The organism is Burkholderia sp. EMB26, from assembly GCF_024730645.1.
Taxonomy (GTDB): Bacteria; Pseudomonadota; Gammaproteobacteria; order Burkholderiales; family Burkholderiaceae; genus Burkholderia; species Burkholderia cenocepacia.
Genome location: NZ_CP078070.1, coordinates 1,726,533 through 1,748,612, shown reverse-complemented (window position 1 = coordinate 1,748,612; position 22,080 = coordinate 1,726,533). Strand labels below are relative to the sequence as shown.

The window sequence follows — 22,080 nt, the reverse complement described above, 5'->3', positions numbered from 1 at the left end:
CGTATGACGGTAGCCGGCACGCTGCCGGCCGGACGTCATGATAAACGGCCCGGCGGCACCAGGATGAGCAACGACACGCGCCGCGTCAGGCACGCACCGGCACGTCGACCGAGAAATCGCGCGAAATCTCGTCCGCGCTGAAGTCGATCAGCGCGAGCGAGGCCGCTTCGGCTTCGCGCGGGTCGCGCCGCTCGATCGCATCGACGACGCGCGCATGCGCCTTCACCGCGATGTCGTGCGCGCCTTCCTTCTGCACGACGCGCGGATTCACGAGACGCACGGCCCCGCGCACGATCGCCGCCATCTGCTGGAAGAACTGGTTGCCGCTCGCCTGGACGATCCGCGTGTGCAGCAACTCGTCCGCCGTGTCGTAGCCGGGGTCGCCGGGCTGCAGCACCTTGAACGCGTCGAACGCTTCGCGAATGCCGGCGATATCGGCCGCCGTCGCACGCACCGCCGCCTGCGCGGTCGCACGTGGTTCGATCAGCATCCGGAATTCGATGACGTCGCGCATGAACTGCGGATCGGGCTTTGCCCGAAAGCGCCAGCTCACGACGTCTTCGTCGATCATCCGCCAGTCGCGCATCGGCCGCACGCGCGTACCGACTTTCGGACGCACGTCGAGCATGTCGCGCGCAAGCAACATCGACAACGCTTCCCGCATCACCGTGCGGCTCACATCGAACTCTTTCGACAGCACGTCCTGCGGCGGCAAGATGCCGCCATACTTGTCTTCGACGATACCCGAGACAAGCCCATCCATCACTTTGGCGACCAGTGACCGGTCTTTGCCCTGCTCCATGACACCTCCCCGTGCGTCGATTTGCGAACACCTGCTCCGCAGTTCCGCCGGCCCTGGTTACTACTCTGTTCTTATGATCTATAAGTTGATGAGTTCGAGGATATTTCGCTATCTGGTAAACACCTGACAGGGTTATCCCTCTTTTGAACGGGGTAGATTTATACGGCTAAAAAAAAGGCCCGGGAAGCGCGCCGCGCCTGCCGGACCCCGGTTTACACAAGATTTAAACATTCAATCCATGACGGCGCTACCGCGCCATTACGGACTGCTTCTCATTCAGATTCAAGCAGCCGGATAAACGATCGTTTCAACGCCGTTTTCCGTGCCGAGCAAGCACAGATTCGCGCCGCGCTCGGCAAACAGGCCGACCGTCACGACGCCCGGCCATGCGTTCACCTGCGCTTCGAAACCGCGCGGATCGGCAATCTGCAGGCCCTTCACGTCGATGATCTCGTTGCCGTTGTCGGTAATGTACGGTGCGCCGTCCTTCGTCACGCGCAGCACGGGCACGCCGCCGAGCGCGGTCACGCGCCGGCCGATCGCCGTACGCGCCATCGGCACGACCTCGATCGGCAGCGGGAACGCGCCGAGCACCGGCACGCGCTTGCTGCCGTCCGCGATGCAGACGAACGTATCGGCCACCGACGCGACGATCTTCTCGCGCGTGAGCGCGCCGCCGCCGCCCTTAATCATCGCGCCGCCGGCGTCGATCTCGTCGGCGCCGTCGACGTACACCTGCAGCGCGTCGATCTCGTTCAGGTCGAACACCTTGATGCCGTGCGATTTCAGGCGTTCGGTCGTGGCGACCGAGCTCGACACGGCGCCGCGATAGCGCGACTTGACGGCGGCGAGCGCGTCGATGAAGCAGTTGGCGGTCGAGCCGGTGCCGACGCCGATCACGGCGCCTTCCGGCACGTTCTGGATCACGTAATCGGCGGCGGCCTGGCCGACGAGGCGTTTGAGTTCGTCTTGAGTCATGGCGTGGTAATGCTGCGGGATTGCGGAAAACCGCCAGTTTACCGGAGTCGGCGGACGCCCCCGCGTTTTTCGGCGTGCGGGGCGTCGCGTATTCAGCGCGTATCGGCCGCCGGCGCGTGGTCCGCCGCTTGCGTGCCGGGGAAGTACTTGTCGAGCAGCGCCTGCGCGATCGCGTCGCTTTCGGCATCCGGATTGCCCGCGTAATCGGACGGCCGGAAATGCATCTGGAACGCCGCGAACACGCGCCGCGTGCGCGCGTCGAGCACGCCGTCGGTCGGCACGTCGTAGCCGTAGCGCGCGAGCTTGAGCTGCAGGTCGCGCACGTCGACCGGCGCATGCGGGTCGCGGCCGCCGAGCCGCGCGGCGACGGTCGCGTCGTCCGGCCATGCGCCCACGCCGGCTTGCGCGAGCGCATGCCATGGGAACAGCGGGCCGGGATCGATCTTGCGTTGCGGCGCGATGTCGCTGTGCCCGACCACGCGCGTCGGCGCAATCCCGTAGCGCGCGACGATGTCCTTCGCCAGGCGGGTCAGCGCGTCGACCTGTTCGGGCGAATACGGCTGCCAGGTGCGATGCTGCGGATCGAGCGGGCCGCGGTTCACGTTCTCGATGCCGATCGACACCGCGTTCAGCTCGGTCGTGCCCTGCCACTCGCTGATGCCCGCGTGCCACGCGCGCTGCGCCTCCGGAACGAGCTGGTAGACGACGGGCATGCCGCGCTCGGTGCGCGGCTGCGGCGGGACGACGTAATGCACGCTGACCGAATCGCCGGTCAGCGTGCGCAGCGATTTCGTCTCGTCGCTTTCGGTGTAATGCATCACGAGAAAGCGGATCCGCGAATCCGCGCCGCGCGCATGCAGGCTCGTATCGGCGTAGTAGGTGCCGCGTTCGACGAGCGACGGCGACGTGCAGGCCGCCAGCAGGCCGAGCACGGTGCAGGAGACGCCAACGCGGAACAGGGTCATCGGTCGCGGGTTCCGGAGAACCGCGTGCCGCCTTGCGTCGCGGCACGCGTCGTTCGGGTCATTCGACGCCCGCGCATCGCGCGCGGGACGGGTCGGGTCGGCCCCGAGATCAGCCCTTCACGCGCCGCTGGCGCACGGCTTCGTACAGGCACACGCCGCTCGCGACCGACACGTTCAGGCTTTCGACGCTGCCGGCCATCGGGATGCTCATCACTTCGTCGCAGGTGTCGCGCGTGAGCCGGCGCATCCCTTCGCCTTCCGCGCCCATCACGAGCGCGACCGGGCCGTCGAGCTTCGTTTCGTAGAGCGTCGCCGGCGCCTCGTCCGACGTGCCGATGATCCACACGCCGGCTTCCTTCAGCTCGCGCAGTGCGCGGGCGAGGTTCGTCACCGTGATGTACGGCACCGTATCGGCCGCACCGCTCGCCACCTTGGCGGCGGTCGCGTTCAGCCCGACCGCCCGGTCGCGCGGCGCGATCACCGCGTGCGCGCCGGCCGAATCGGCCACCCGCAGGCATGCGCCGAGGTTGTGCGGATCGGTGACGCCGTCGAGCACGAGCAGCAGCGCGGGCCCGTTGATGCCGTCGAGCAGCTCGGACAGGTTCTGCGCAAGCGGCATGTCCTCGACGCGCGCGACGACGCCCTGGTGACGCTCGGTGTGCGCGAGGCCCCACAGGCGCGTTTCGTCGGCTGCGATCAGCCGCACGCCCGCTTCCTTCGCGGCGTGCAGGAACTCCTGCATGCGGCGGTCGCGGCGCGTCTGGTCGTACAGCACCTCCGCAACCGTCGATGCATCGTGCCGCAAACGTGCGGTCACCGCATGAAAACCGTAAAGAACCTTCAGACGTGACATGACTGGAACAACCTTCGATCAAACGTGCGGTCGCGCGACGTGCGCAGCCGCGATCCATGGAAAAGGAAAGCGCCGCGTGGCCGGCCGATGACCGGTGACGCGGCGTCTCTCGATACTGCAGGGCGTGCGCGTACGCCGCCCCGAACGCTCAATACTTCTTGCGGGCGCGGGTCTTCTTCGCGGTCGGCTTCGCCGGCGCGCCACCACCGCCCTTCTTCTTCGCGGCGCCACGCGCGGCGCGCGTTTCCTGCACCGCGACGCTCGGCGCGCTCGCGGCCTTCTTGCGACGCGGCACGGTTTCCTCGACCGGCGGCAGCGCGCGCACGCGCGGGCCATTGCCGTTGCCGTTGCGATCGACGCCGGCAGCCGGCGCGGGCGACGGACGCGGCGCCTTCACCGGCGTATCGCGCACGAGGCGGAAATCGATCTTGCGCGCATCGAGATCGACGCGGCTCACCTGCACGCGCACGCGATCCGACAGACGATAGCGGATGCCCGTGCGTTCGCCGCGCAGCTCGTTCTTGATCTCGTCGTACTGGAAATAGTCCGAGCCGAGTTCCGTCACGTGCACGAGGCCTTCGATGAACAGCGTGTCGAGCTGCACGAAGATGCCGAACGACGTCACGCCGTTCACCATCCCGCCGTACTCCTCGCCGAGCTTGTCGCGCATGAAGTAGCACTTGAGCCACGCCTCGACGTCGCGCGACGCTTCGTCCGCACGGCGCTCGTTCGCCGAGCAGTGCAGGCCGAGCTCTTCCCAGATCGCGGTGTTCGAGCGCGAGCGGCCGCGCGCTTCGTCGTCGGCCTGCTGCATCGCGCGGGCGCGCGGCGACAACGCGGTGTTCAACTCGAAGCCTTCCGGCGCCTTCGGCGTGTACTTCTTGCCCGACAGGATCGCGTAGATCGCGCGGTGCGTGAGCAGGTCCGGATAGCGACGGATCGGGCTCGTGAAGTGCGCGTATGCCTCGTACGCCAGGCCGAAGTGGCCGATGTTGTCCGGGCTGTAGACGGCCTGCTGCATCGAGCGCAGCAGCATCGGCTGCAGCATCTGCGCGTCCGGGCGGTCGCGAATCTGCGCCATCAGCGCCGCGTAGTCGCTCGCGTGCGGCTTGTCACCGCCGCCGAGCGACAGGCCCATGCCGCGCAGGAACGCCCGCAGGTTCTCGAGCTTCTCCGGCGTCGGCCCCGCGTGCACGCGGTACAGGCCCGGATGCTTGTTGCGCTTCAGGAAATCGGCCGCGCAGACGTTCGCGGCCAGCATGCATTCCTCGATCAGCTTGTGCGCGTCGTTACGCTGGCGCGGCACGATCTGCTCGATCTTGCCCTGCGAGTTGCAGACGATGTAGGTCTCGGTCGTGTCGAAGTCGATCGCGCCGCGCTTCTGACGGGCGGCGAACAGCGACTTGTAGACGCCGTACAGGTCCTGCAGGTGCGGCAGCAGATCCGCGCGGCGCGCGGCCTCCGGCCCCTTCGTGTTCGACAGCACGGCCGCGACTTCGGTGTACGTGAGACGCGCCGCCGAATGGATCACGGCCGGGTAGAACTGGTATGCCTTGATCTCGCCGCGCGCGGTGATCACCATGTCGCATGCGAGCACGCAGCGATCGACCTGCGGATTCAGCGAGCAGAGACCGTTCGACAGCTTCTCCGGCAGCATCGGGATCACGCGGCGCGGGAAGTAGACCGATGTGCTGCGCTCGAGCGCGTCGGCGTCGAGCCCGGTACCCGGCTGGACGTAGTGCGACACGTCGGCGATCGCGACGATCAGCCGGAAGCCGTCGCCGCGGCCGACCTTGACCGGCTCGCAGTAGACGGCGTCGTCGAAGTCGCGCGCGTCCTCGCCGTCGATCGTCACGAGCGGCACGTCGCGCAGGTCGACGCGGAAACGCAGGTCGGCCGGCCGCACCTTGTCGGGCAGCGCGGCGGCTTCGTCGAGCGCCGGCTGGCTGAATTCGTGCGGCACGCCGTACTTGCGCACCGCGATTTCGATTTCCATGCCCGGATCGTCGATATCGCCGAGCACTTCGACGACACGGCCGAGCGGCTGCGAATGGCGGCTCGGGAAATCGGTCAGCTCGACGACGACGACCTGCCCGACCTTCGCCTTCTTCACGTTCTGCGTGATCAGGATGTCGTGGCCGATGCGCTTGTCTTCCGGCGCGACGATCAGCGCGCCGTTCTCGTTCAGCAGACGGCCGATCACGCGCTTGTTCGCGCGGTCCGTGACTTCGACGACATGCCCTTCCGGCCGGCCGCGGCGATCGTAGCCGACGATCCGCGCGAGCACGCGGTCGTTGTGCATCACTTTCTGCATTTCGCCGTTCGGCAAGAACAGGTCGTCCTGGCCGTCGTCGCGGATCACGAACCCGTAGCCGTCGCGATGCCCCTGCACGCGCCCGGCGACGAAATTCGACGGATGGGTCAACTGGTAGTGGCCACGCTTGTCGAGGCGGATCTGGCCGTCGCGCTCCATCGCGGCGACACGCCGGAAGAACCCCTCGCGCTCCTGACGCTTGATCGACAGTGCTTCGGCGATGTCGTTGGCGGCCAGCGGCGCGTCGCTCGTACGCAGCACGCCGAGAATCTCTTCACGGCTCGGAATGGGGTACGGATATTTGCTCAAGGGTTTGTCGATGATTGTTCTCGTTGCGTTGACTGATGGTGCACGGCATCAACATAGAGGTGTCCGTCAGACAGTTCTATATTGACGGCGGCGGGTCATTCTATCACCCGCCTGTGTCGCCAAATGACCGGAATGCCGCCGGCGCGGGCGTCGGCGGCCGGTTTGCGATGCATCGCAAAAAAGTGTTGACAGGAATAATTGGGGCGCTATAATTTCGCTTCTTTGCAGCAAGCAGCTACTGCAAAACGTGCCCAGGTGGCGGAATTGGTAGACGCACTAGGTTCAGGTCCTAGCGGTGGCAACATCGTGGAGGTTCGAGTCCTCTCCTGGGCACCACTTGATTTCTAAAAAAGGTCGGCTTTTGCCGGCCTTTTTTCATTTCGGCGCTTGCGTCGCGAGCGTCCGTCCCCTGCCCTTATGTCGGCCGCTCCGATCGATAGCAGAATTTATCGGTTATCAATCGTCGTCCCCGTTGTTACGTTAGCCGCCTCGCTTTCAACGCATCCAACGAGGAGCCCCCTTCATGACGTCGATGAACCGCCGCGCATTCGCGCGCGCGATGCTGGCCGCGGGCCTCACTGCCGCCGGCGTCCGCGCGCACGCCGAGAACGCGCCGGCCACCCTGCGCATCGGTTACCAGAAGTCGTCGACGCTGATCACGCTACTCAAGACGCGCGGCACGCTCGAGCAGGCGCTGACGCCGCTCGGCCTGCGCGTGTCATGGCACGAATTCGCGAGCGGATTGCCGCTGACCGAAGCGCTCAACGTCGGCGCCGTCGACTTCAGCGCCGACGTGGCCGATACGGTCCCGGTCTTCGCGCAGGCCGCGCATGCGCGCTTCGTGTACATCGCACAGGAGGCGCCCTCGCCGAAGGCGCAGGCGATCGTCGTCAAGCAGGACAGCCCGCTGCGCACGCTTGCCGATCTCAAGGGCCGACGCATCGCGGTCACGAAGGCAGCCGGCAGCCACTACTTGCTGCTTGCCGCGCTCGCCCGCGCGAAGCTCGCGCCTGCCGACGTGGCGATCCATTACCTGACGCCCGCTGACGGCCGCGCCGCATTCGAGCGCGGCAGCGTGGACGCATGGATCACGTGGGATCCCTATGTCGCGTCAGTCGACCGGAATCCCGACGTGCGGATTCTGGCCGACGGCAACGGACTCGCGTCGTACCAGCGCTATTACCTCGCATCGAGCAGCTTTGCCGCGGCGCGCCCCGACGTCGTCCAGATCCTGTTCGACCAGTTGTCGCTGGCCGGTACGTGGCTGCGCGACCATCCGCAGGAGGCCGCGACCACGCTCGCACCGATCTGGGGACTCGATGCCACGACGATCGCACGTGCGAATGCGCGACGCAGCTACCTCGTCCGCGCGGTGGCCCCGCAAAACTTCGGCGAACAACAGAAGATCGCGGACACGTTCCTGGCGGCCGGACTGCTACCCGCTCGCGTCGATACGGGCCAGGCGCAGCGCTGGAATTTTGCGACGAAGCGCGCGGAGCCGATCGGCGGGTGACGGTCGGCTGCCAAGGCGCGCAGTATTTTTAGCGTGCCGGATGAAATTGTGTTGACAGACTTCGTCAGCACGCTACAATAGCGGTCTTCGCACTGCAGTAAGCGAAACGTGCCCAGGTGGCGGAATTGGTAGACGCACTAGGTTCAGGTCCTAGCGGTGGCAACATCGTGGAGGTTCGAGTCCTCTCCTGGGCACCACTCGATTTATAAAAAAGGTCGGCTTTTGCCGGCCTTTTTTCATTTCCGGCGCTCAAATAAATATGTGCGCTCGCGTCGACGTATCCCCTCCCAACATCACACTCGGCGGTCGTCGCGGCTCGCACGCCCTCCTGCAGGACAATCACGCCGCCAGATTAATATTTTCGTCCGCCCCTCAAATTCTATTGACAGATTCTTCCGGCACGCTAGAATAGCGGTCTTCGCACTGCAGCAAGCGAAACGTGCCCAGGTGGCGGAATTGGTAGACGCACTAGGTTCAGGTCCTAGCGGTGGCAACATCGTGGAGGTTCGAGTCCTCTCCTGGGCACCACTCGATTTATAAAAAAGGTCGGCTTTGCCGACCTTTTTTCATTTCCGGCGCCCAGCACCGGGCGCGCTTACGGAATCTCCGTATCGCGTATCTTCCCTCTCCCCGCCTCACGTACCGTCGATCGGCACACGACTGCATTCGGCCCCTTCACGTCACTCCGCCCCACGCGAACCCTCCGTCGTAGAAAAACCGGGATTTCCCTAGGCTGACAGGCCGTCCCTCACGCGGTTAAATAAATCAACGTGATTTATTTAATGCGCCGCCGAGCGGTGCGACATGGAAGGAGACGCCATGAGAAGCCCGCACTTCGGCCAGGGAAGCAATTCGGCCAACGTGCGCCGTTACAACGAGCGCCTGCTGCTGAAGACGCTGCGCCGCGCCGGCAGCGCGTCGAAGGCCGACCTCGCGCGTCTCGCGAACATGACGGGCACGGCGGTCGGCAGCATCATCGGGGCGCTCGCCGACGCGAAGCTGATCGAATTCGCGGGTCGCACCGAAGGCCAGCGCGGCCAACCCGCTTCGCTGATCCGCCTCGATCCGCGCGGTGCATTCGGCATCGGCGTCCATCTCGACCGGATGCGCATCGAGACGGCGCTCGTCAATTTCGCGGGTGACGTGCTCGGCCGCCGCTCTCACGACACGCTGCTGCCGCCGCCCGCCGACGTGCTCGAGATCGTCCGTCACGACATCGACGCAATGCAGGCCCTGCTCCCCGACCATGAACGCGCACGCCTGACCGGCATCGGCGTCGCGCAGCCATACAACCTCGGCGCGTGGATGCGCGAGCTCGGCCTCGCACCCGACACGTTCCGCGCGTGGGAAGACGTCGACTTCGCGGCCGACCTCGGCCGCACGCTGTCGCTGCCCGTGTTCGGCGAAAACGACGGCAACGCGGCCGCGATCGCCGAACTGTTCTACGGATACGGCCGGCAGTGCGACGACTTCGTCTACCTGTTCATCGGGCCGGCGATCGGCGGCGGCATCGCGATCGACGGCGACTGCCTGCGCGGCGTGACCGGCAATGCGGGCGACATCGCGGTGATTCCGGTGCCGCCGAGCCGGCTGGCCTCCGCGCCGCCGCCGCGCGGCCCGTGGGACATCCTGCTCGCGCGCGCCTCGCTGCATGCGCTCGTGCGCCACCTGCGCCATCACGGCGAGACGGTCGAGAACCGCGCCGATCTCGAAGCCTGCATCGCGCGCGGCCTGCCGGCCGTCGACGAATGGATCGACGACTGCGTCGACGCGCTCGCACCGGCGTTGCGCGCGGTGCTGTGCGTGATCGACGCGCCGGTGGTCGTGCTCGACGCCGACACCGACGCGGGCCTGCTCGACGCGGTCACGAGCCGCCTGCGCGCGGCGCTCGTGGCGACCGCACCCGAAGCGCGCGGCACGCCCGTGCTCGTGCGCGGCACGTTCGGCGCCGACGCCGGCGCGATCGGCGCCGCCACGCTGCCGATGTTTTTCAACTTCTCCCCGCGGGCCGGCATCCTCAAGGGCGCCCGCACCGACTCGCAGGAGGTCAACCATGTCGCGATCTGAGTCGCCCCGTCCGTTGCTCGAGATGCGCGGGATCAGCAAGACGTTCCCGGCCGTCCGCGCGCTCGACAACGTCAGCCTGACCGTCTATCCGGGCGAGATCCATTCGCTGATGGGCGAGAACGGCGCGGGCAAATCGACGCTGATGAAGATTCTGTCGGGCGCGTACCGCGCCGACGCCGGCGGCGATATCCTGATCGACGGTCAACGCATCGACATCGACGGCCCGCTCGCCGCGCGCGATGCCGGCGTCGCGGTGATCTACCAGGAGCTGTGCCTGTCGCCGAACCTGACCGTCGCGGAAAACATCTACGTCGGCCGCGAACTGCGCCGCGGCAACCGGCGCTGGGGCACGATCGACCGCGCGGCGATGGCGCGCGGCTGCCAGGACGTGCTCGCGCGCCTGGGCGCGCCGTTCGGGCCGGACACGCTCGTCGACACGCTGTCGATCGCCGAACAGCAGCTCGTCGAAATCGCGCGCGCCGTGCACACCCGCGCCCGCATCCTCGTGATGGACGAGCCGACCACGCCGCTGTCGTCGCGCGAAACCGAGCACCTGTTCCGCCTGATCCGCCAGTTGCGCGAGGAAGGTCTCGCGATCATCTACATCAGCCACCGGATGGCGGAGATCTACGAGCTGTCCGACCGCGTATCGGTGCTGCGCGACGGCACGTACGTCGGCACGCTCGAACGCGCGGCGCTGTCGGCCGAGCGGCTCGTCGCGATGATGGTCGGGCGCGACATCTCCGGTTTCTACAAGAAGGAACACGCGCCGTACGACCCCGGCCACCTGCTGCTGTCGGTCCGCGACGTCGCCGACGGCGCGCGCGTACGCGGCTGCAGCTTCGATCTGCATGCCGGCGAAGTGCTCGGCATCGCCGGCCTCGTCGGCGCGGGCCGCACCGAACTCGCGCGGCTGATCTTCGGGGCCGAGCCGCGCGTGCGCGGCGACGTGAAGCTGGGCGAACGCACGTTCGGCGCGCACTCGCCGCGCGACGCGATCGACGCGGGCCTCGTCTACCTGACCGAGGATCGGAAGCGCCAGGGCCTGTTTCTCGACATGAGCGTGCGCGACAACATCAACATCTCGGTGTGCAACCGCGATGCGCGGCTCGGCGCGCTCGACCTCGCGCGCGGCGCCGAACGGGCGCGCGACGCGATCGCGTCGCTGTCGATCCGCGTGCCGCACGCCAACGTGAACGTCGGCGCGCTGTCGGGCGGCAACCAGCAAAAAGTGCTGCTGTCGCGCCTGCTCGAGACGAAGCCGCGCGTGCTGATCCTCGATGAACCGACACGCGGCGTCGACATCGGCGCGAAATCCGAGATCTACCGGATCATCAACGAATTGGCCCGTGCCGGCGTGGGCGTGATCGTGATCTCGAGCGAACTGCCGGAAATCATCGGCGTCGCCGATCGCGTGCTCGTGATGCGCGAGGGCGAGATCGCGGGTGAACTCGGCGGACACACGCATACGCCGATCACGCAGGAAGCGATCATCGCGCTCGCCACCGGCTCGCAGGCCGAACTGGCCGACGCGCACTGAGCCCCGCCCTTTTCATTTCACTCTCACTTTCAGGTTACCGAAATGATCAACCCGACCAAGCAGCGGAACCTCGCTTCCGCGACCGCCCATCCGGTCGCCAACCGCACGCCCCTGATGCGCGGCGCCGATCATCGCGCCCGCATGCAATCGCTGATCCGCACGGCCGGCATGCTGCCGGTGCTGCTGGTCCTGTGCGTCGGCTTCGGCTTCCTGACCGATGGCTTCTTCACGTTGCAGAACCTGTCGATCGTCACGCAGCAGGCGTCGATCAACATCGTGCTCGCCGCCGGCATGACGTTCGTGATCCTGACGGGCGGCATCGACCTGTCGGTCGGCTCGGTGCTCGCCGCCGCGGCCGTCGCGGCGCTCATCGCGTCGACCCTTCCCGGCTGGGGCTGGCTCGGCGTGCCGTTCGCGCTCGCGGTCGGCCTCGTGTTCGGCGCGATCAACGGCGGACTGATCTCGTTCCTGCGCCTGCCGCCGTTCATCGTCACGCTCGGCGCGATGACCGCCGTGCGCGGCGTCGCGCGCCTGATCGGCAACGACACGACCGTGTTCAACCCGCAACTGCCGTTCGCGTTCATCGGCAACGGCTCGATCCTCGGCGTGCCGTGGCTCGTCGTGATCGCGTGCGCGGTGATCGCGATCTCGTGGTTCATCCTGCGCCGCACGGTGCTCGGGATGCGGATCTATTCGGTCGGCGGCAACCCGGAAGCCGCACGTCTGTCGGGCATCAACGTACGGGCGATCCAGATGTTCGTGTATGCGGCGTCGGGCCTGCTCGCCGGCCTCGGCGCGGTGATGTCGGCCGCGCGCCTGTATGCGGCCAACGGCCTGCAGCTCGGCCAGTCGTACGAACTCGACGCGATCGCCGCGGTGATCCTCGGCGGCACGAGCTTCGTCGGCGGCGTCGGGTCGATCGTCGGCACGCTGATCGGCGCGCTGATCATCGCGGTGCTGACCAACGGCCTCGTGCTGCTCGGCGTGTCCGACATCTGGCAGTACATCATCAAGGGGCTCGTGATCATCGGCGCGGTCGCCCTCGACCGCTATCGCCAGCGCGACTCGGCCCGTACCTGACACCGTTCCCTCACCGCGCATTCCTGACCATTCAACCATCGGCGCGCAGGCAGGTCCTCCTGCGCGCGTTCGCCAACAGACCTCACGGAGACACAACGACATGTTCAAGCACACCGCCGCCCTGACCGCCGTCGCCTGCGCACTCGCGTTCGGCGCCGCCGCCGCCCACGCAGCCGACAAGCCGCTGAAATCGATCGGCGTCACGGTCGGGTCGCTCGGCAACCCGTACTTCGTCACGATCGTGAAAGGCGCCGAAGCGCGCGCGAAGCAGCTCAACCCGAATGCGAAGGTCACGGCCGTCTCGGCCGACTACGACCTGAACAAGCAGTTCACGCAGATCGACAACTTCATCTCCGCGCACGTCGACATGATCCTGCTCAACGCGACCGACCCGAAGGCGATCGAGCCGGCGGTGAAGAAGGCGCAGGCGGCCGGCATCACGGTCGTCGCGGTGGACGTCGCGGCGGCCGGCGCGAACGCGACCGTGCAGACCAACAACGTGAAGGCCGGCGAGCTCGCGTGCGACTACCTCGCGAAGAAGCTGAACGGCAAGGGCAACGTGATCATCGAGAACGGCCCGCAGGTGTCGGCCGTGATCGATCGCGTGAACGGCTGCAAGGCCGTGCTTGCGAAAAACGCCGGCATCAAGCTGCTGTCGAGCGACCAGGACGGCAAGGGCTCGCGCGAAGGCGGGATGAACGCGATGCAGGGCTACCTGACGCGCTTTCCGAAGCTCGACGGCGTGTTCACGATCAACGACCCGCAGGCGATCGGCAGCGATCTCGCGGCGAAACAGCTGAACCGCCCGAACATCGTGATCACGTCGGTCGACGGCGCGCCCGACATCGAGGTCGCGCTCAAGTCGAACACGCTCGTGCAGGCGTCGTCGAGCCAGGATCCGTGGGCGATGGCGCAGCAGGCGGTCAACGTCGGCTACGGGATCATGAACGGCCAGAAGCCGGCCAATCCGATGATCCTGATCGAGCCGACGCTCGTCACGCGCGACAACGTGAAGACCTACAAGGGCTGGAGCTCCCCGCGCTGATCGCGCCGAGCGCGCCGCCCGTCTGCGAGCCGGGCGGCGCCGGGCCGCGTCGCCGCGCGCGACGGCCGGTACTGCCGCCTGTTCAGATCAACCGCTGTACGGCCGCGCGCGACGCCGCGGCACAAGGTTTCCACATGACGACGACGTTTCCCCGCCTGATCGTTTTCGGCGAAGCGCTGACCGATTTCATCCGCGACGACGCACAGCACTGGCACAGCGTCGCCGGCGGCTCGTGCTGGAACGTCGCGCGCGTCGGGGCGCGACTCGGCGTGCCGACGGCCTTCGCCGGCACGGTCAGCCGCGACACTTTCGGCGACGAGCTGATGCGCAAGAGCGCCGATGCGGGGCTCGACATGCGCTTCATCCGGCAGGTCGACCGCGCGCCGCTCCTCGCGATGGTCGTATCGAAGCAGCCGCCCCACTATTTCTTCATCGGCGAAAACAGCGCCGATCTCGCGTTCGATCCGGCCGACTTGCCGGCCGGCGCGTTCGACGCGGCCGAGATCGTGCACGTCGGCTCGCTCGGCGTCGTGCGCGAGCCGCTCGCAGCGCGCCTGATCGAACTCGCGCAAGCCGCGCGGGCGGCCGGCAAGCGGATCTCGTTCGACCCGAACTTCCGCGCACCGATGGCCGCGCCGTCGTATCGCGACACGCTGCGCCGCCTGACCGCGCTGGCCGACTGGATCAAGGTCTCCGACGAGGATCTGCGCGGGCTGTTTCCCGAACTCGACGAAGCGGCCGCGCTCGCGCAACTGCGCGCGTGGGCGCCCGCCGCGACGATGCTCGTCACGCGCGGCGCAACCGGCATGCAACTGCTGCATCGCGATACCGAGCTGTTCCAGCCCGCGTTCCCGACCGCGGTCGCCGACACGGTCGGCTGCGGCGATGCGAGCATCGGCGGCTGGCTCGCGAGCCAGCTTGCTCGACCCGATGCGTCAGCCGCCGAGCATCTGCGTTACGCGGCCGCGTGCGCGGCCGTCGCCTGTGCGCATGCGGGCGCGTATGCGCCGACGGCCGCGGAAGTGGCCGACATGATCGGTCGCAGCGCCGGCGCCGCGCTGTCGCACTAGACGGCGCCGACGCGCCGCGCCGTCATGCAGCCCTCACGCGGCGGCCGTGCCGTCGCTGCCGTCCGGCGGACGGCCGGCCTGCAGCAGTTGCAGGCTCTCGTCGACGCTCAGTTCCGACATCGCATCGTCGTGCAGCGTGCCGTCCGCCGCGCGGCGCAGTGCATGCAGCGCGTGCGTCTTGAGCCGGACGAGCGCGAGCCGCAGCCCGCGCGCCGCGCATTCGGCCGCGAACGTGCGCAACGATTCGATCGTCGTGCCGTCGACATCCGGCGTTTCCTCGAAGCTCAACATCACGGTATGCGTGTCCGGTGCAGCCTTCATCAGCGCCCGCACGCGATTGAGCATCCGGTCCGCATTCGCGAAGAACAGCTGCGCCTCGGGCCGCACGATCAGCACGCCCGGCACCGGTTTCGCATCGGCATGGCTCGCGACGTCGACGAAATCGTGGCTGTCGCGCAGCCGGCCGAGCACGCTGACGTTCGGCTCGGACAGCTTGCGCAGCGTCAGCAGCAGGCTCACGCCAATGGCCGCGAGCAGCCCGTGCAGCACGCCGAGCACGAGCACCGCGAGCAGTGCCGCGATCACGACGAGCCGGTCGCGATGCCAGGCCCAGTACGGCCGGAACACGGACGGATGCAGCGAGTGGCTGACCGCGAAGATCACGATGGCCGCGAGCACGGGCTCGGGCGTGCGCGCGAGCTGCGGCAGCAGCAGCCAGACGATCAGCGCGACCACGCCGGCCGCCCACATTCCCGCGAAGCGCGACTGCGCGCCGGCCGCCTCGTTCGCCGACGTCGCCGAATAGCCGGCGCCGACCGGCATCCCGTGCAGCAGGCCCGACACGAGATTCGCGCAGCCGAGCGCAACGAGGTCGCGGTTCGGCGACACGGTATCGCCGTGCTTCAGCGCGAAGTTGCGGATCGATCCGTACGACTCCGCATACAGGATCAGCATCAGCGCGAACGCGAGCTCGACCGTCTGCATCCATGCGTTGCGGCCGAGATGCGGCAACCCGAATTCGAGGTGCCGGAAATCGATATGGCCGACGATCGCGATTCCGTACCGCTGCCAGTCGATCGCGTAACCCGCCGCGATCGACAGCACGATCACGACGAGCGTCGCGGGCACGCGCGCGCCGCGGCCGAGCACGAACAGCAGCGCGAGCGCGGTCGCGCCGAGCACGACGCTCGCGAGATTCGCGTGCGGCGCGCCGGTGATCAAATCGAGCGCGACGTGGGGCGCATCGCTGTGCTGCACGGCAATCGCGAGAATCTTCGGTAGCTGCTTGATGACGATCGTCAGCGCGAGACCGAACGTGAAACCGCGCAGCACGGGCCGCGCGACGAAATCCGACATGCCGCCAAGCCGCGCGACGCCGGCCAGGATGAACAGCACGCCGGTCATCGCGACGAGCGCCGCCGCCAGCGCGAGCTGCGCGGCGAGCGCCATCCCCGATTCGGCGAGCACGGTCGCGGCGAGCACCGCGGCCGACGACGACGTCGACGACACGATCGCGAAGCGGCTGCTGCCCGTCAGCGCATAGACGACGAGCCCCGACAGCAGCGCGATCAGGCCGGCCTGCGGCGGCAGGTTCGCGAGCCCCGCATACGCAACCGCCTCGGGAATCAGCAGGCCGGCAATCGACAGGCCGGCCAGCGCATCGAGGCCGATCCGTTGCGTACGCGGTGCCGGCGGCGTGTCGAGCGCCGCGAAATGGTCCGGATGTTGCGGGCCGGCGTCGGGGCGGATCGGGGCGGTCGTCATGAGGCGGTCGGCGCCGTGGGCCGGTCAGGGTTTGACGGCGATCACGCCCGACCAGCCGGGCAGATAGCGCGCATCCTGGTCGTGCGCACGATGCAGCGCGACATCGAGCGCCTTCGCGAAATTCTTGCGGATTTGGTCGAGCGACACGTGCTGGCGCAGATAGTCGGCCCACAGGAATTCGCTGAACGGCGTCGCGTCCTTCGCGTACCCGCCCGCCGTGCGCAGTTCGCCGGCAAGGCTGCGGTACGGATCGTCCTCGAGCCCCGTCAGCGCCTTCGGCAAATGCGCATAGTCGCGCCGCGAGCCGTCCGGGCCGAACGGATGCACCCACTGGTTGTGTTCCATCATCCGCCAGAAGATCGTGTCGTCGAGCCACGACAGATCCTTCAGCAGCATCGCGTTCACGCGCGACTCGCCCTCCTCGATCAGCGCGAGGCCCAGATGATGGTGATCGGTGATGTAGTGCAGCCCGTCCGGGCCGAGGACGGCCGGGAACCAGTGCGATTCGATCGCGGCCTTGCGGGCGCGCTTGTTCAGCGCCTTCCAGTGCTTGCGCTTCGCCTTGACTTCGCGGTAGCCCACCGTCATCTGGGTCGGACGCAGCGCGTCGAGCCTGACGGGAATGAGATGAACGTCGGTGCCGAGTGCCATGGTCGTACCCCATGTTGCGAAATTCCGGCAACGATACTCCGGATCGCGCGCGCCGTTAATCCGTCATCACCGCGATGCGCGTCCGGTTGACCCTCTCTGACACTTGCCGCACGCACGACGCCACGCTACGCTACGCCCGCAAATCGTTGCGTTCGAGGCGGTGACGAATGTAAGGAATGCCGTCGTGCACGACGCTCACGCGCCGCATGCCGAGCTTGCGCGCCACATTCAGCGAGCCGCTGTTGGCCTCCGCGATATCGGCGATCACGCGCGGCAGGCGCACGGTGTCGAACGCGTGCCGCACGACGGCCGCCGCGGCTTCACTCGCGATGCCGCGCCCCCACGTCGCACGCACCAGCCGCCAGCCGATCTCGACGTCGCGCGATCCGTCCTTGTAATCGGGAATCAGCAGGATCCAGCCGATGAACACCTCGGGCGCGGCCTTCTCGAAGATCGACCAGTAGCCGAGGCCCGGCGGATAGTCGCACGTGATCCGGTGCGTGACGAAGCGACGATGCTCGACGGGGTCGTGCCACGGGCCCGCGATGTGGCGCGTGACCTCGGGATCGCGATCCATCTCGATGCACGCATCGAGATCGGCCAGCACGCGCGGACGCAGCCACAGCCGCGCGGTTTCGAGCACGGGCAGCGGGTCGGCGGAACGGTCGTTCATCTGGACTCCTGATACGGGGGCGATGCGCATCGAGCGCATTACAGAATTGATACAAACAGCCTTCCGGAATGATACAGAGTCCCGACGCGTGCCTCGCGCGGCTCCGTTTCCGTTTCCGAAACAGTGCATTTCGTAGGGATTATTCCCGATTCGGCGCTATCGCGCCCCACATCGCGCGACGCGGAAGCCTACACTCGATCAGTGCCCCCGCGCCGCGCGCGAGCCGGGCCGGCATCCGCATGCACATCGTGAGCGCGCAAGCCAACGAGGAGACCCCGGACATGAGCTGGACCCGCGAGCAACGCAACGTCACGATCGCCGCCTACCTGGGCTGGACGCTCGATGCGTTCGATTTTTTCCTGATGGTTTTCGTGCTGAAGGACATCGCCGCGGAGTTCGCGTCGACGATTCCCGCCGTCGCGTTCGCGCTCACGCTGACGCTCGCGATGCGCCCGCTCGGCGCGCTGATCTTCGGCCGGCTCGCCGACCGCTTCGGCCGCCGCCCGACGCTGATGGTCAACATCGCGTGCTATTCGCTGCTCGAACTCGCGTCGGGTTTCGCGCCGAGCCTGACCGCGCTGCTCGTGCTGCGCGCGCTGTTCGGCATCGCGATGGGCGGCGAATGGGGCGTCGGCTCCGCGCTGACGATGGAAACCGTGCCGACGCATGCGCGCGGCTTCGTGTCCGGGCTGCTGCAGGCCGGCTATCCGAGCGGTTATCTGCTCGCGTCGGTCGTGTTCGGCCTGTTCTACCAATACATCGGCTGGCGCGGGATGTTCATGGTCGGCGTGCTGCCCGCGCTGCTCGTGCTGTACGTGCGCGCGCACGTGCCCGAATCGCCGGCATGGAAACAGATGGAGAAGCGCCCGCGCCCGAGCCTCGGCGCCACGTTGAAACAGAACTGGAAACTCACGATCTACGCGATCGTGCTGATGACCGCGTTCAACTTCTTCTCGCACGGTACGCAGGATCTCTATCCGACCTTCCTGCGCGAACAGCATCACTTCGATCCGCATACCGTGTCCTGGATCACGATCGTGCTGAACATCGGCGCGATCGTCGGCGGCCTGTCGTTCGGCACGATCTCCGAGCGGCTCGGCCGGCGCCGCGCGATCTTCATCGCCGCGCTGATCGCGCTGCCGGTGCTGCCGCTGTGGGCGTTCTCGAGCGGCCCGGTCGCGCTCGCCGCCGGCGCGTTCCTGATGCAGATCTCGGTACAGGGCGCGTGGGGCGTGATACCGGTTCACCTGAACGAGATCTCGCCCGACGAGATCCGGGCCACCTTCCCCGGCGTCGTCTACCAGCTCGGTAACCTGCTCGCGTCGGGCAACGCGACGATGCAGGCATCACTCGCCGTGTCGAACGGCAACAACTACGGCTTCGCGCTCGCGCTCGTGGCCGGCATCGTGGCCGTCGCGATCGCCGTGCTGATCCTGTTCAGCCGCGAACGGCGCGGCATCGACATGACGCAATCGGTCAATACGCGTAGCACCGTCGGGTGAACCCGCGCGTTGCGGCACCGCATCATCGCGCGCGCCCCGCCCCGCCGTGAGCGGGTGCCGCGCTTTCCGCACCTGCACATCGAACTAGAGGAATTGGTCCAGACGCCGCGCTTGCCCGCGCCGCCCGCGTTTTTTTATCTTAATGAAAACGACTGTTTGAATCAGATAATCAAATCACCTGTTCGCGGCCGGGAAACCGGCATGGGAGGCGGAACATGGCAGTAAGTCAGGAGGGGCGGCCATCGGCGGGACGGCCGTCCGGGGCGCGGTCATCCGGCACGCGGCAGACCGGCGGGACGAAGGCGCGCATTCTCGATGCGGCCGAGGATCTGTTCATCGAACACGGCTTCGAGGCGATGTCGATGCGCCAGATCACCTCGCGCGCGGCGGTCAACCTCGCCGCGGTCAACTACCACTTCGGCAGCAAGGAAGCGCTGATCCACGCGATGCTGTCGCGCCGGCTCGATCAGCTGAACCAGGAGCGCCTCGGCATCCTCGACCGCTTCGACGCGCAGCTCGGCACCCACATCACCTGCGAGCACGTGCTCGGCGCGATGTTCATTCCGGCGCTGAAGGCCTCGCGCGATCCCGAACGCGGCGGGCCCGGGTTCCTCCGGCTGATCGGCCGCGCGTATACCGACCCTTCGCCGTTCGTCCGCAACTTCCTGACCGCGCACTACGCGAGCGTCGCGGGCCGCTTCTTCGATGCGTTCCAGCGCGCGCTGCCGCACCTGCCGCGCACCGAACTCGGCTGGCGGCTGCACTTCGCGATCGGCGCGCTGTCCGGCGCGCTCGCGGGTGCCGAAACCGAAAGCCTGATCGACGAATTCTCGCAAGGCCGCACGATGAACGACGTGCAGATGATCGCGCGGCTGTCGTCGCTGATCGTCGCCGCGCTGAAAGCGCCGATGCCAGACAGCGCGCAACTGTCGATCTTCGCGGCGGTGCTCGACGATGCCGGCGCCAGCGAAGCGTTCGGGCTGCCGCAGTCGGGCGCGACGGCCGCCGAGGCGGCAACGCTGCATTCCACGAACTGAACGCGCGAGGCCACGCGCGGCTTCCTGTTCACGATTTGATTGATACGCACGGTCAGGCGCGGCGTCGAGACGCCCGCGCCGGCCGGCCGCGAAGCACGGGGCATGGGCTGGCGCTGACGCGCCGACCCGCGCCGAGCGCCAAGACCGGAGACACGTCATGTCATCATCCGCAGCAACCACCTCGGCCCAGCTTCCGCCGAACACCGACGCCATCTGGTACGCGTCGTACCCGCCCGGCGTCCCGCACGAGATCGACGTCACGCAATACGCGTCGCTCGTGCAGTTCTTCGACGAATGCACGACCCGCTTCGCCGACCGCGTCGCGTATGTCAGCGCCGGCGCGTCGATGACCTATCGCACGCTCGCGCAGAAGGTCGACGCATTCGCGTCGTATCTGCAAAGCCTCGGCGTGAAGCCCGGCGACCGCGTCGCGATCATGCTGCCGAACACGTTCCAGTATCCGGTCGCGCTGTTCGGCACGCTGAAGGCCGGCGCGATCGTCGTCAACGTGAATCCGCTCTACACCGCGCGCGAACTCGCGCACCAGTTGAAGGACAGCGGCGCGCAGACGATCGTCGTGTTCGAGAACTTCGCGCGCACGCTGCAGGACGCGCTGCCGGAAACGCAGGTGAAGCACATCGTCGTCACCGCGCTCGGCGACCTGCTCGCCGACGGTCTCAACGCGAAAGGACGCCTGATCAATTTCGTGCTGAAGCACGTGAAGAAGCTCGTGCCGGACTACCACCTGCCGCAGGCGATCCGGCTGCGCTCCGCCCTCGCGCTCGGCGCGCGCGGCACGCCGCAACCGGTGCAGATCACGCGCGACGATCTCGCGTTCCTGCAATACACCGGCGGCACGACCGGCGTCGCGAAAGGCGCGATGCTCACGCACGGCAACCTGATCGCGAACCTGCTGCAGGCGAAGGCGTGGATCGCCGACCAGGTGTCGGGCGACGTCGAAACCGTGCTCACGCCGCTGCCGCTCTATCACATCTATTCGCTGACGGTGAACGCGTTCATCTTCATGGGGCTCGGCGGGCGCAACATTCTGATCGCGAACCCGCGCGACATGAAGATGGTGATGAAGATCATCCGCCACGAGACGTTCACGGGCATCACCGGCATCAACACGCTGTACAACGCATTCCTCGACAACGAGGAATTCCGCAAGCGCGACTTCTCGAAGCTCAAGCTCGCGATGGCGGGCGGGATGGCGATGCAGCGCGCGGTCGCCGAGCGCTTCCAGCAGGTGACGGGCCGGCCGGTAGTCGAAGGCTACGGCCTCACCGAGTGCTCGCCGATCGTCACGATGAACCCCGTGGATCTGAACGACATGGCCGCGTTCAGCGGTTCGATCGGCCTGCCCGCGCCATCGACCCTCGTGCGCTTTCGCCGCGAGGACGGCACCTGGGCCGCCGTCGGCGAGCCGGGCGAGCTGTGCGTGCGCGGCCCGCAGGTGATGCGCGGCTACTGGCAGCGCCCCGACGAGACCGCCAAGGTGATCGACGCCGACGGCTGGCTCGGCACCGGCGACATCGGCGTGATGGACGAGCGCGGCTTCATCCGCCTCATCGATCGCAAGAAGGACATGATCCTCGTGTCGGGCTTCAACGTGTATCCGAACGAGATCGAGGAAGTGCTGGTGATGCATCCGGGCATCAGCGAAGCCGCGGCGATCGGCATTCCCGACGAGGTGCAGGGCGAACGGATCAAGGTGTTCGTCGTGCGCCGCGACCCGTCGCTGACGGCCGAGGACGTGCTCGCGCACTGCCGCAAGAACCTGACCGGCTACAAGATGCCGAAATTCGTCGAGTTCCGCGACGCGCTGCCGCAGACGAACGTCGGCAAGATCCTGCGCCGCGCGCTGCGCGACGAGGAACTCGCCAAACTCAACGCCGCGAAGCAAGGCTGAACGAT

Annotated in this window: 17 protein-coding genes and 3 tRNA genes; 12 read left to right on the top strand and 8 right to left on the bottom strand. The window is 67.3% G+C overall.

The genetic code is table 11. From position 1 onward, the window contains the following. Positions 1–85: 85 nt before the first annotated feature. The 5 genes from KU887_RS08235 to rnr all read right to left on the bottom strand — a co-directional run bounded on the left by KU887_RS08235 (position 86) and on the right by rnr (position 6,221). A complete protein-coding gene (locus tag KU887_RS08235) occupies positions 86–802 on the bottom strand; it encodes a FadR/GntR family transcriptional regulator (RefSeq protein ID WP_006484155.1) in 717 nt (238 codons plus the stop codon). 282 nt (positions 803–1,084) lie between these two features. Further along, a complete protein-coding gene (gene rpiA, locus KU887_RS08230) occupies positions 1,085–1,780 on the bottom strand; it encodes a ribose-5-phosphate isomerase RpiA (protein ID WP_048986587.1) in 696 nt (231 codons plus the stop codon). A gap of 92 nt (positions 1,781–1,872) precedes the next feature. Continuing rightward, positions 1,873–2,745, bottom strand: a complete 873-nt coding sequence (locus tag KU887_RS08225) for an N-acetylmuramoyl-L-alanine amidase (protein WP_006484228.1) — start codon at positions 2,743–2,745, stop codon at positions 1,873–1,875. Positions 2,746–2,854: 109 nt separating this feature from the next. Next, on the bottom strand, positions 2,855–3,598 hold the full coding sequence (gene rlmB, locus KU887_RS08220) for a 23S rRNA (guanosine(2251)-2'-O)-methyltransferase RlmB (protein WP_006484150.1): 744 nt from the start codon (positions 3,596–3,598) through the stop codon (positions 2,855–2,857). A 148-nt stretch (positions 3,599–3,746) separates the two neighbouring features. After that, positions 3,747–6,221: a ribonuclease R gene (gene rnr, locus KU887_RS08215; protein ID WP_208090157.1), complete on the bottom strand. Its 2,475-nt coding sequence runs from the start codon at positions 6,219–6,221 to the stop codon at positions 3,747–3,749. 249 nt (positions 6,222–6,470) lie between these two features. Between rnr and KU887_RS08210 the strand changes: the two genes are divergently transcribed. The 9 genes from KU887_RS08210 (at position 6,471) to KU887_RS08170 (ending at position 14,536) form a co-directional block, all read left to right on the top strand. After that, positions 6,471–6,557, top strand: a tRNA-Leu gene (locus tag KU887_RS08210). Between the two features lie 187 nt (positions 6,558–6,744). Continuing rightward, positions 6,745–7,734 (top strand): aliphatic sulfonate ABC transporter substrate-binding protein, encoded by a 990-nt coding sequence (locus tag KU887_RS08205; protein WP_034201835.1) that lies wholly within the window; start codon positions 6,745–6,747, stop codon positions 7,732–7,734. 110 nt (positions 7,735–7,844) lie between these two features. Continuing rightward, positions 7,845–7,931: transfer RNA gene (locus KU887_RS08200), tRNA-Leu, on the top strand. A gap of 244 nt (positions 7,932–8,175) precedes the next feature. Then, positions 8,176–8,262: transfer RNA gene (locus KU887_RS08195), tRNA-Leu, on the top strand. Positions 8,263–8,553: 291 nt separating this feature from the next. After that, the gene (locus tag KU887_RS08190; protein WP_006491498.1) at positions 8,554–9,801 is read left to right on the top strand and encodes an ROK family protein; all 1,248 of its coding nucleotides are present in this window, start codon (positions 8,554–8,556) and stop codon (positions 9,799–9,801) included. Further along, positions 9,788–11,341 (top strand): sugar ABC transporter ATP-binding protein, encoded by a 1,554-nt coding sequence (locus tag KU887_RS08185; protein ID WP_258255483.1) that lies wholly within the window; start codon positions 9,788–9,790, stop codon positions 11,339–11,341. The genes KU887_RS08190 and KU887_RS08185 overlap by 14 nt, the downstream gene beginning before the upstream one ends. 42 nt (positions 11,342–11,383) lie before the next feature. Then, positions 11,384–12,421 (top strand): ribose ABC transporter permease, encoded by a 1,038-nt coding sequence (locus tag KU887_RS08180; RefSeq protein WP_006485281.1) that lies wholly within the window; start codon positions 11,384–11,386, stop codon positions 12,419–12,421. Between the two features lie 100 nt (positions 12,422–12,521). Further along, complete coding sequence (locus tag KU887_RS08175) at positions 12,522–13,466, top strand: ABC transporter substrate-binding protein (RefSeq protein WP_006485275.1); 945 nt, start codon at positions 12,522–12,524, stop codon at positions 13,464–13,466. A gap of 134 nt (positions 13,467–13,600) precedes the next feature. Beyond that, positions 13,601–14,536, top strand: a complete 936-nt coding sequence (locus tag KU887_RS08170) for a carbohydrate kinase (RefSeq protein WP_034200642.1) — start codon at positions 13,601–13,603, stop codon at positions 14,534–14,536. 33 nt (positions 14,537–14,569) lie between these two features. On the opposite strand, the gene KU887_RS08165 is transcribed toward KU887_RS08170, so the two are convergent. From KU887_RS08165 to KU887_RS08155, 3 genes are all read right to left on the bottom strand, one after another. Further along, a complete protein-coding gene (locus KU887_RS08165) occupies positions 14,570–16,300 on the bottom strand; it encodes a SulP family inorganic anion transporter (protein WP_058901410.1) in 1,731 nt (576 codons plus the stop codon). Between the two features lie 24 nt (positions 16,301–16,324). Then, entirely contained in the window at positions 16,325–16,951 is a 627-nt protein-coding gene (locus KU887_RS08160) for a ParB-like protein (RefSeq protein WP_006485279.1), read from the bottom strand. Positions 16,952–17,081: 130 nt separating this feature from the next. Further along, positions 17,082–17,624 (bottom strand): GNAT family N-acetyltransferase, encoded by a 543-nt coding sequence (locus tag KU887_RS08155; protein ID WP_006495318.1) that lies wholly within the window; start codon positions 17,622–17,624, stop codon positions 17,082–17,084. A 281-nt stretch (positions 17,625–17,905) separates the two neighbouring features. On the opposite strand from KU887_RS08155, the gene KU887_RS08150 reads away from it, so the two are divergent. The 3 genes from KU887_RS08150 (at position 17,906) to KU887_RS08140 (ending at position 22,075) form a co-directional block, all read left to right on the top strand. Continuing rightward, positions 17,906–19,126, top strand: coding sequence for an MFS transporter (locus tag KU887_RS08150; protein ID WP_006495319.1), 1,221 nt, complete (start codon positions 17,906–17,908; stop codon positions 19,124–19,126). Positions 19,127–19,341: 215 nt separating this feature from the next. Then, positions 19,342–20,163: a TetR/AcrR family transcriptional regulator gene (locus KU887_RS08145; protein WP_084750266.1), complete on the top strand. Its 822-nt coding sequence runs from the start codon at positions 19,342–19,344 to the stop codon at positions 20,161–20,163. Between the two features lie 157 nt (positions 20,164–20,320). After that, entirely contained in the window at positions 20,321–22,075 is a 1,755-nt protein-coding gene (locus KU887_RS08140) for an AMP-binding protein (protein WP_077056279.1), read from the top strand. Positions 22,076–22,080 lie beyond the last annotated feature (5 nt).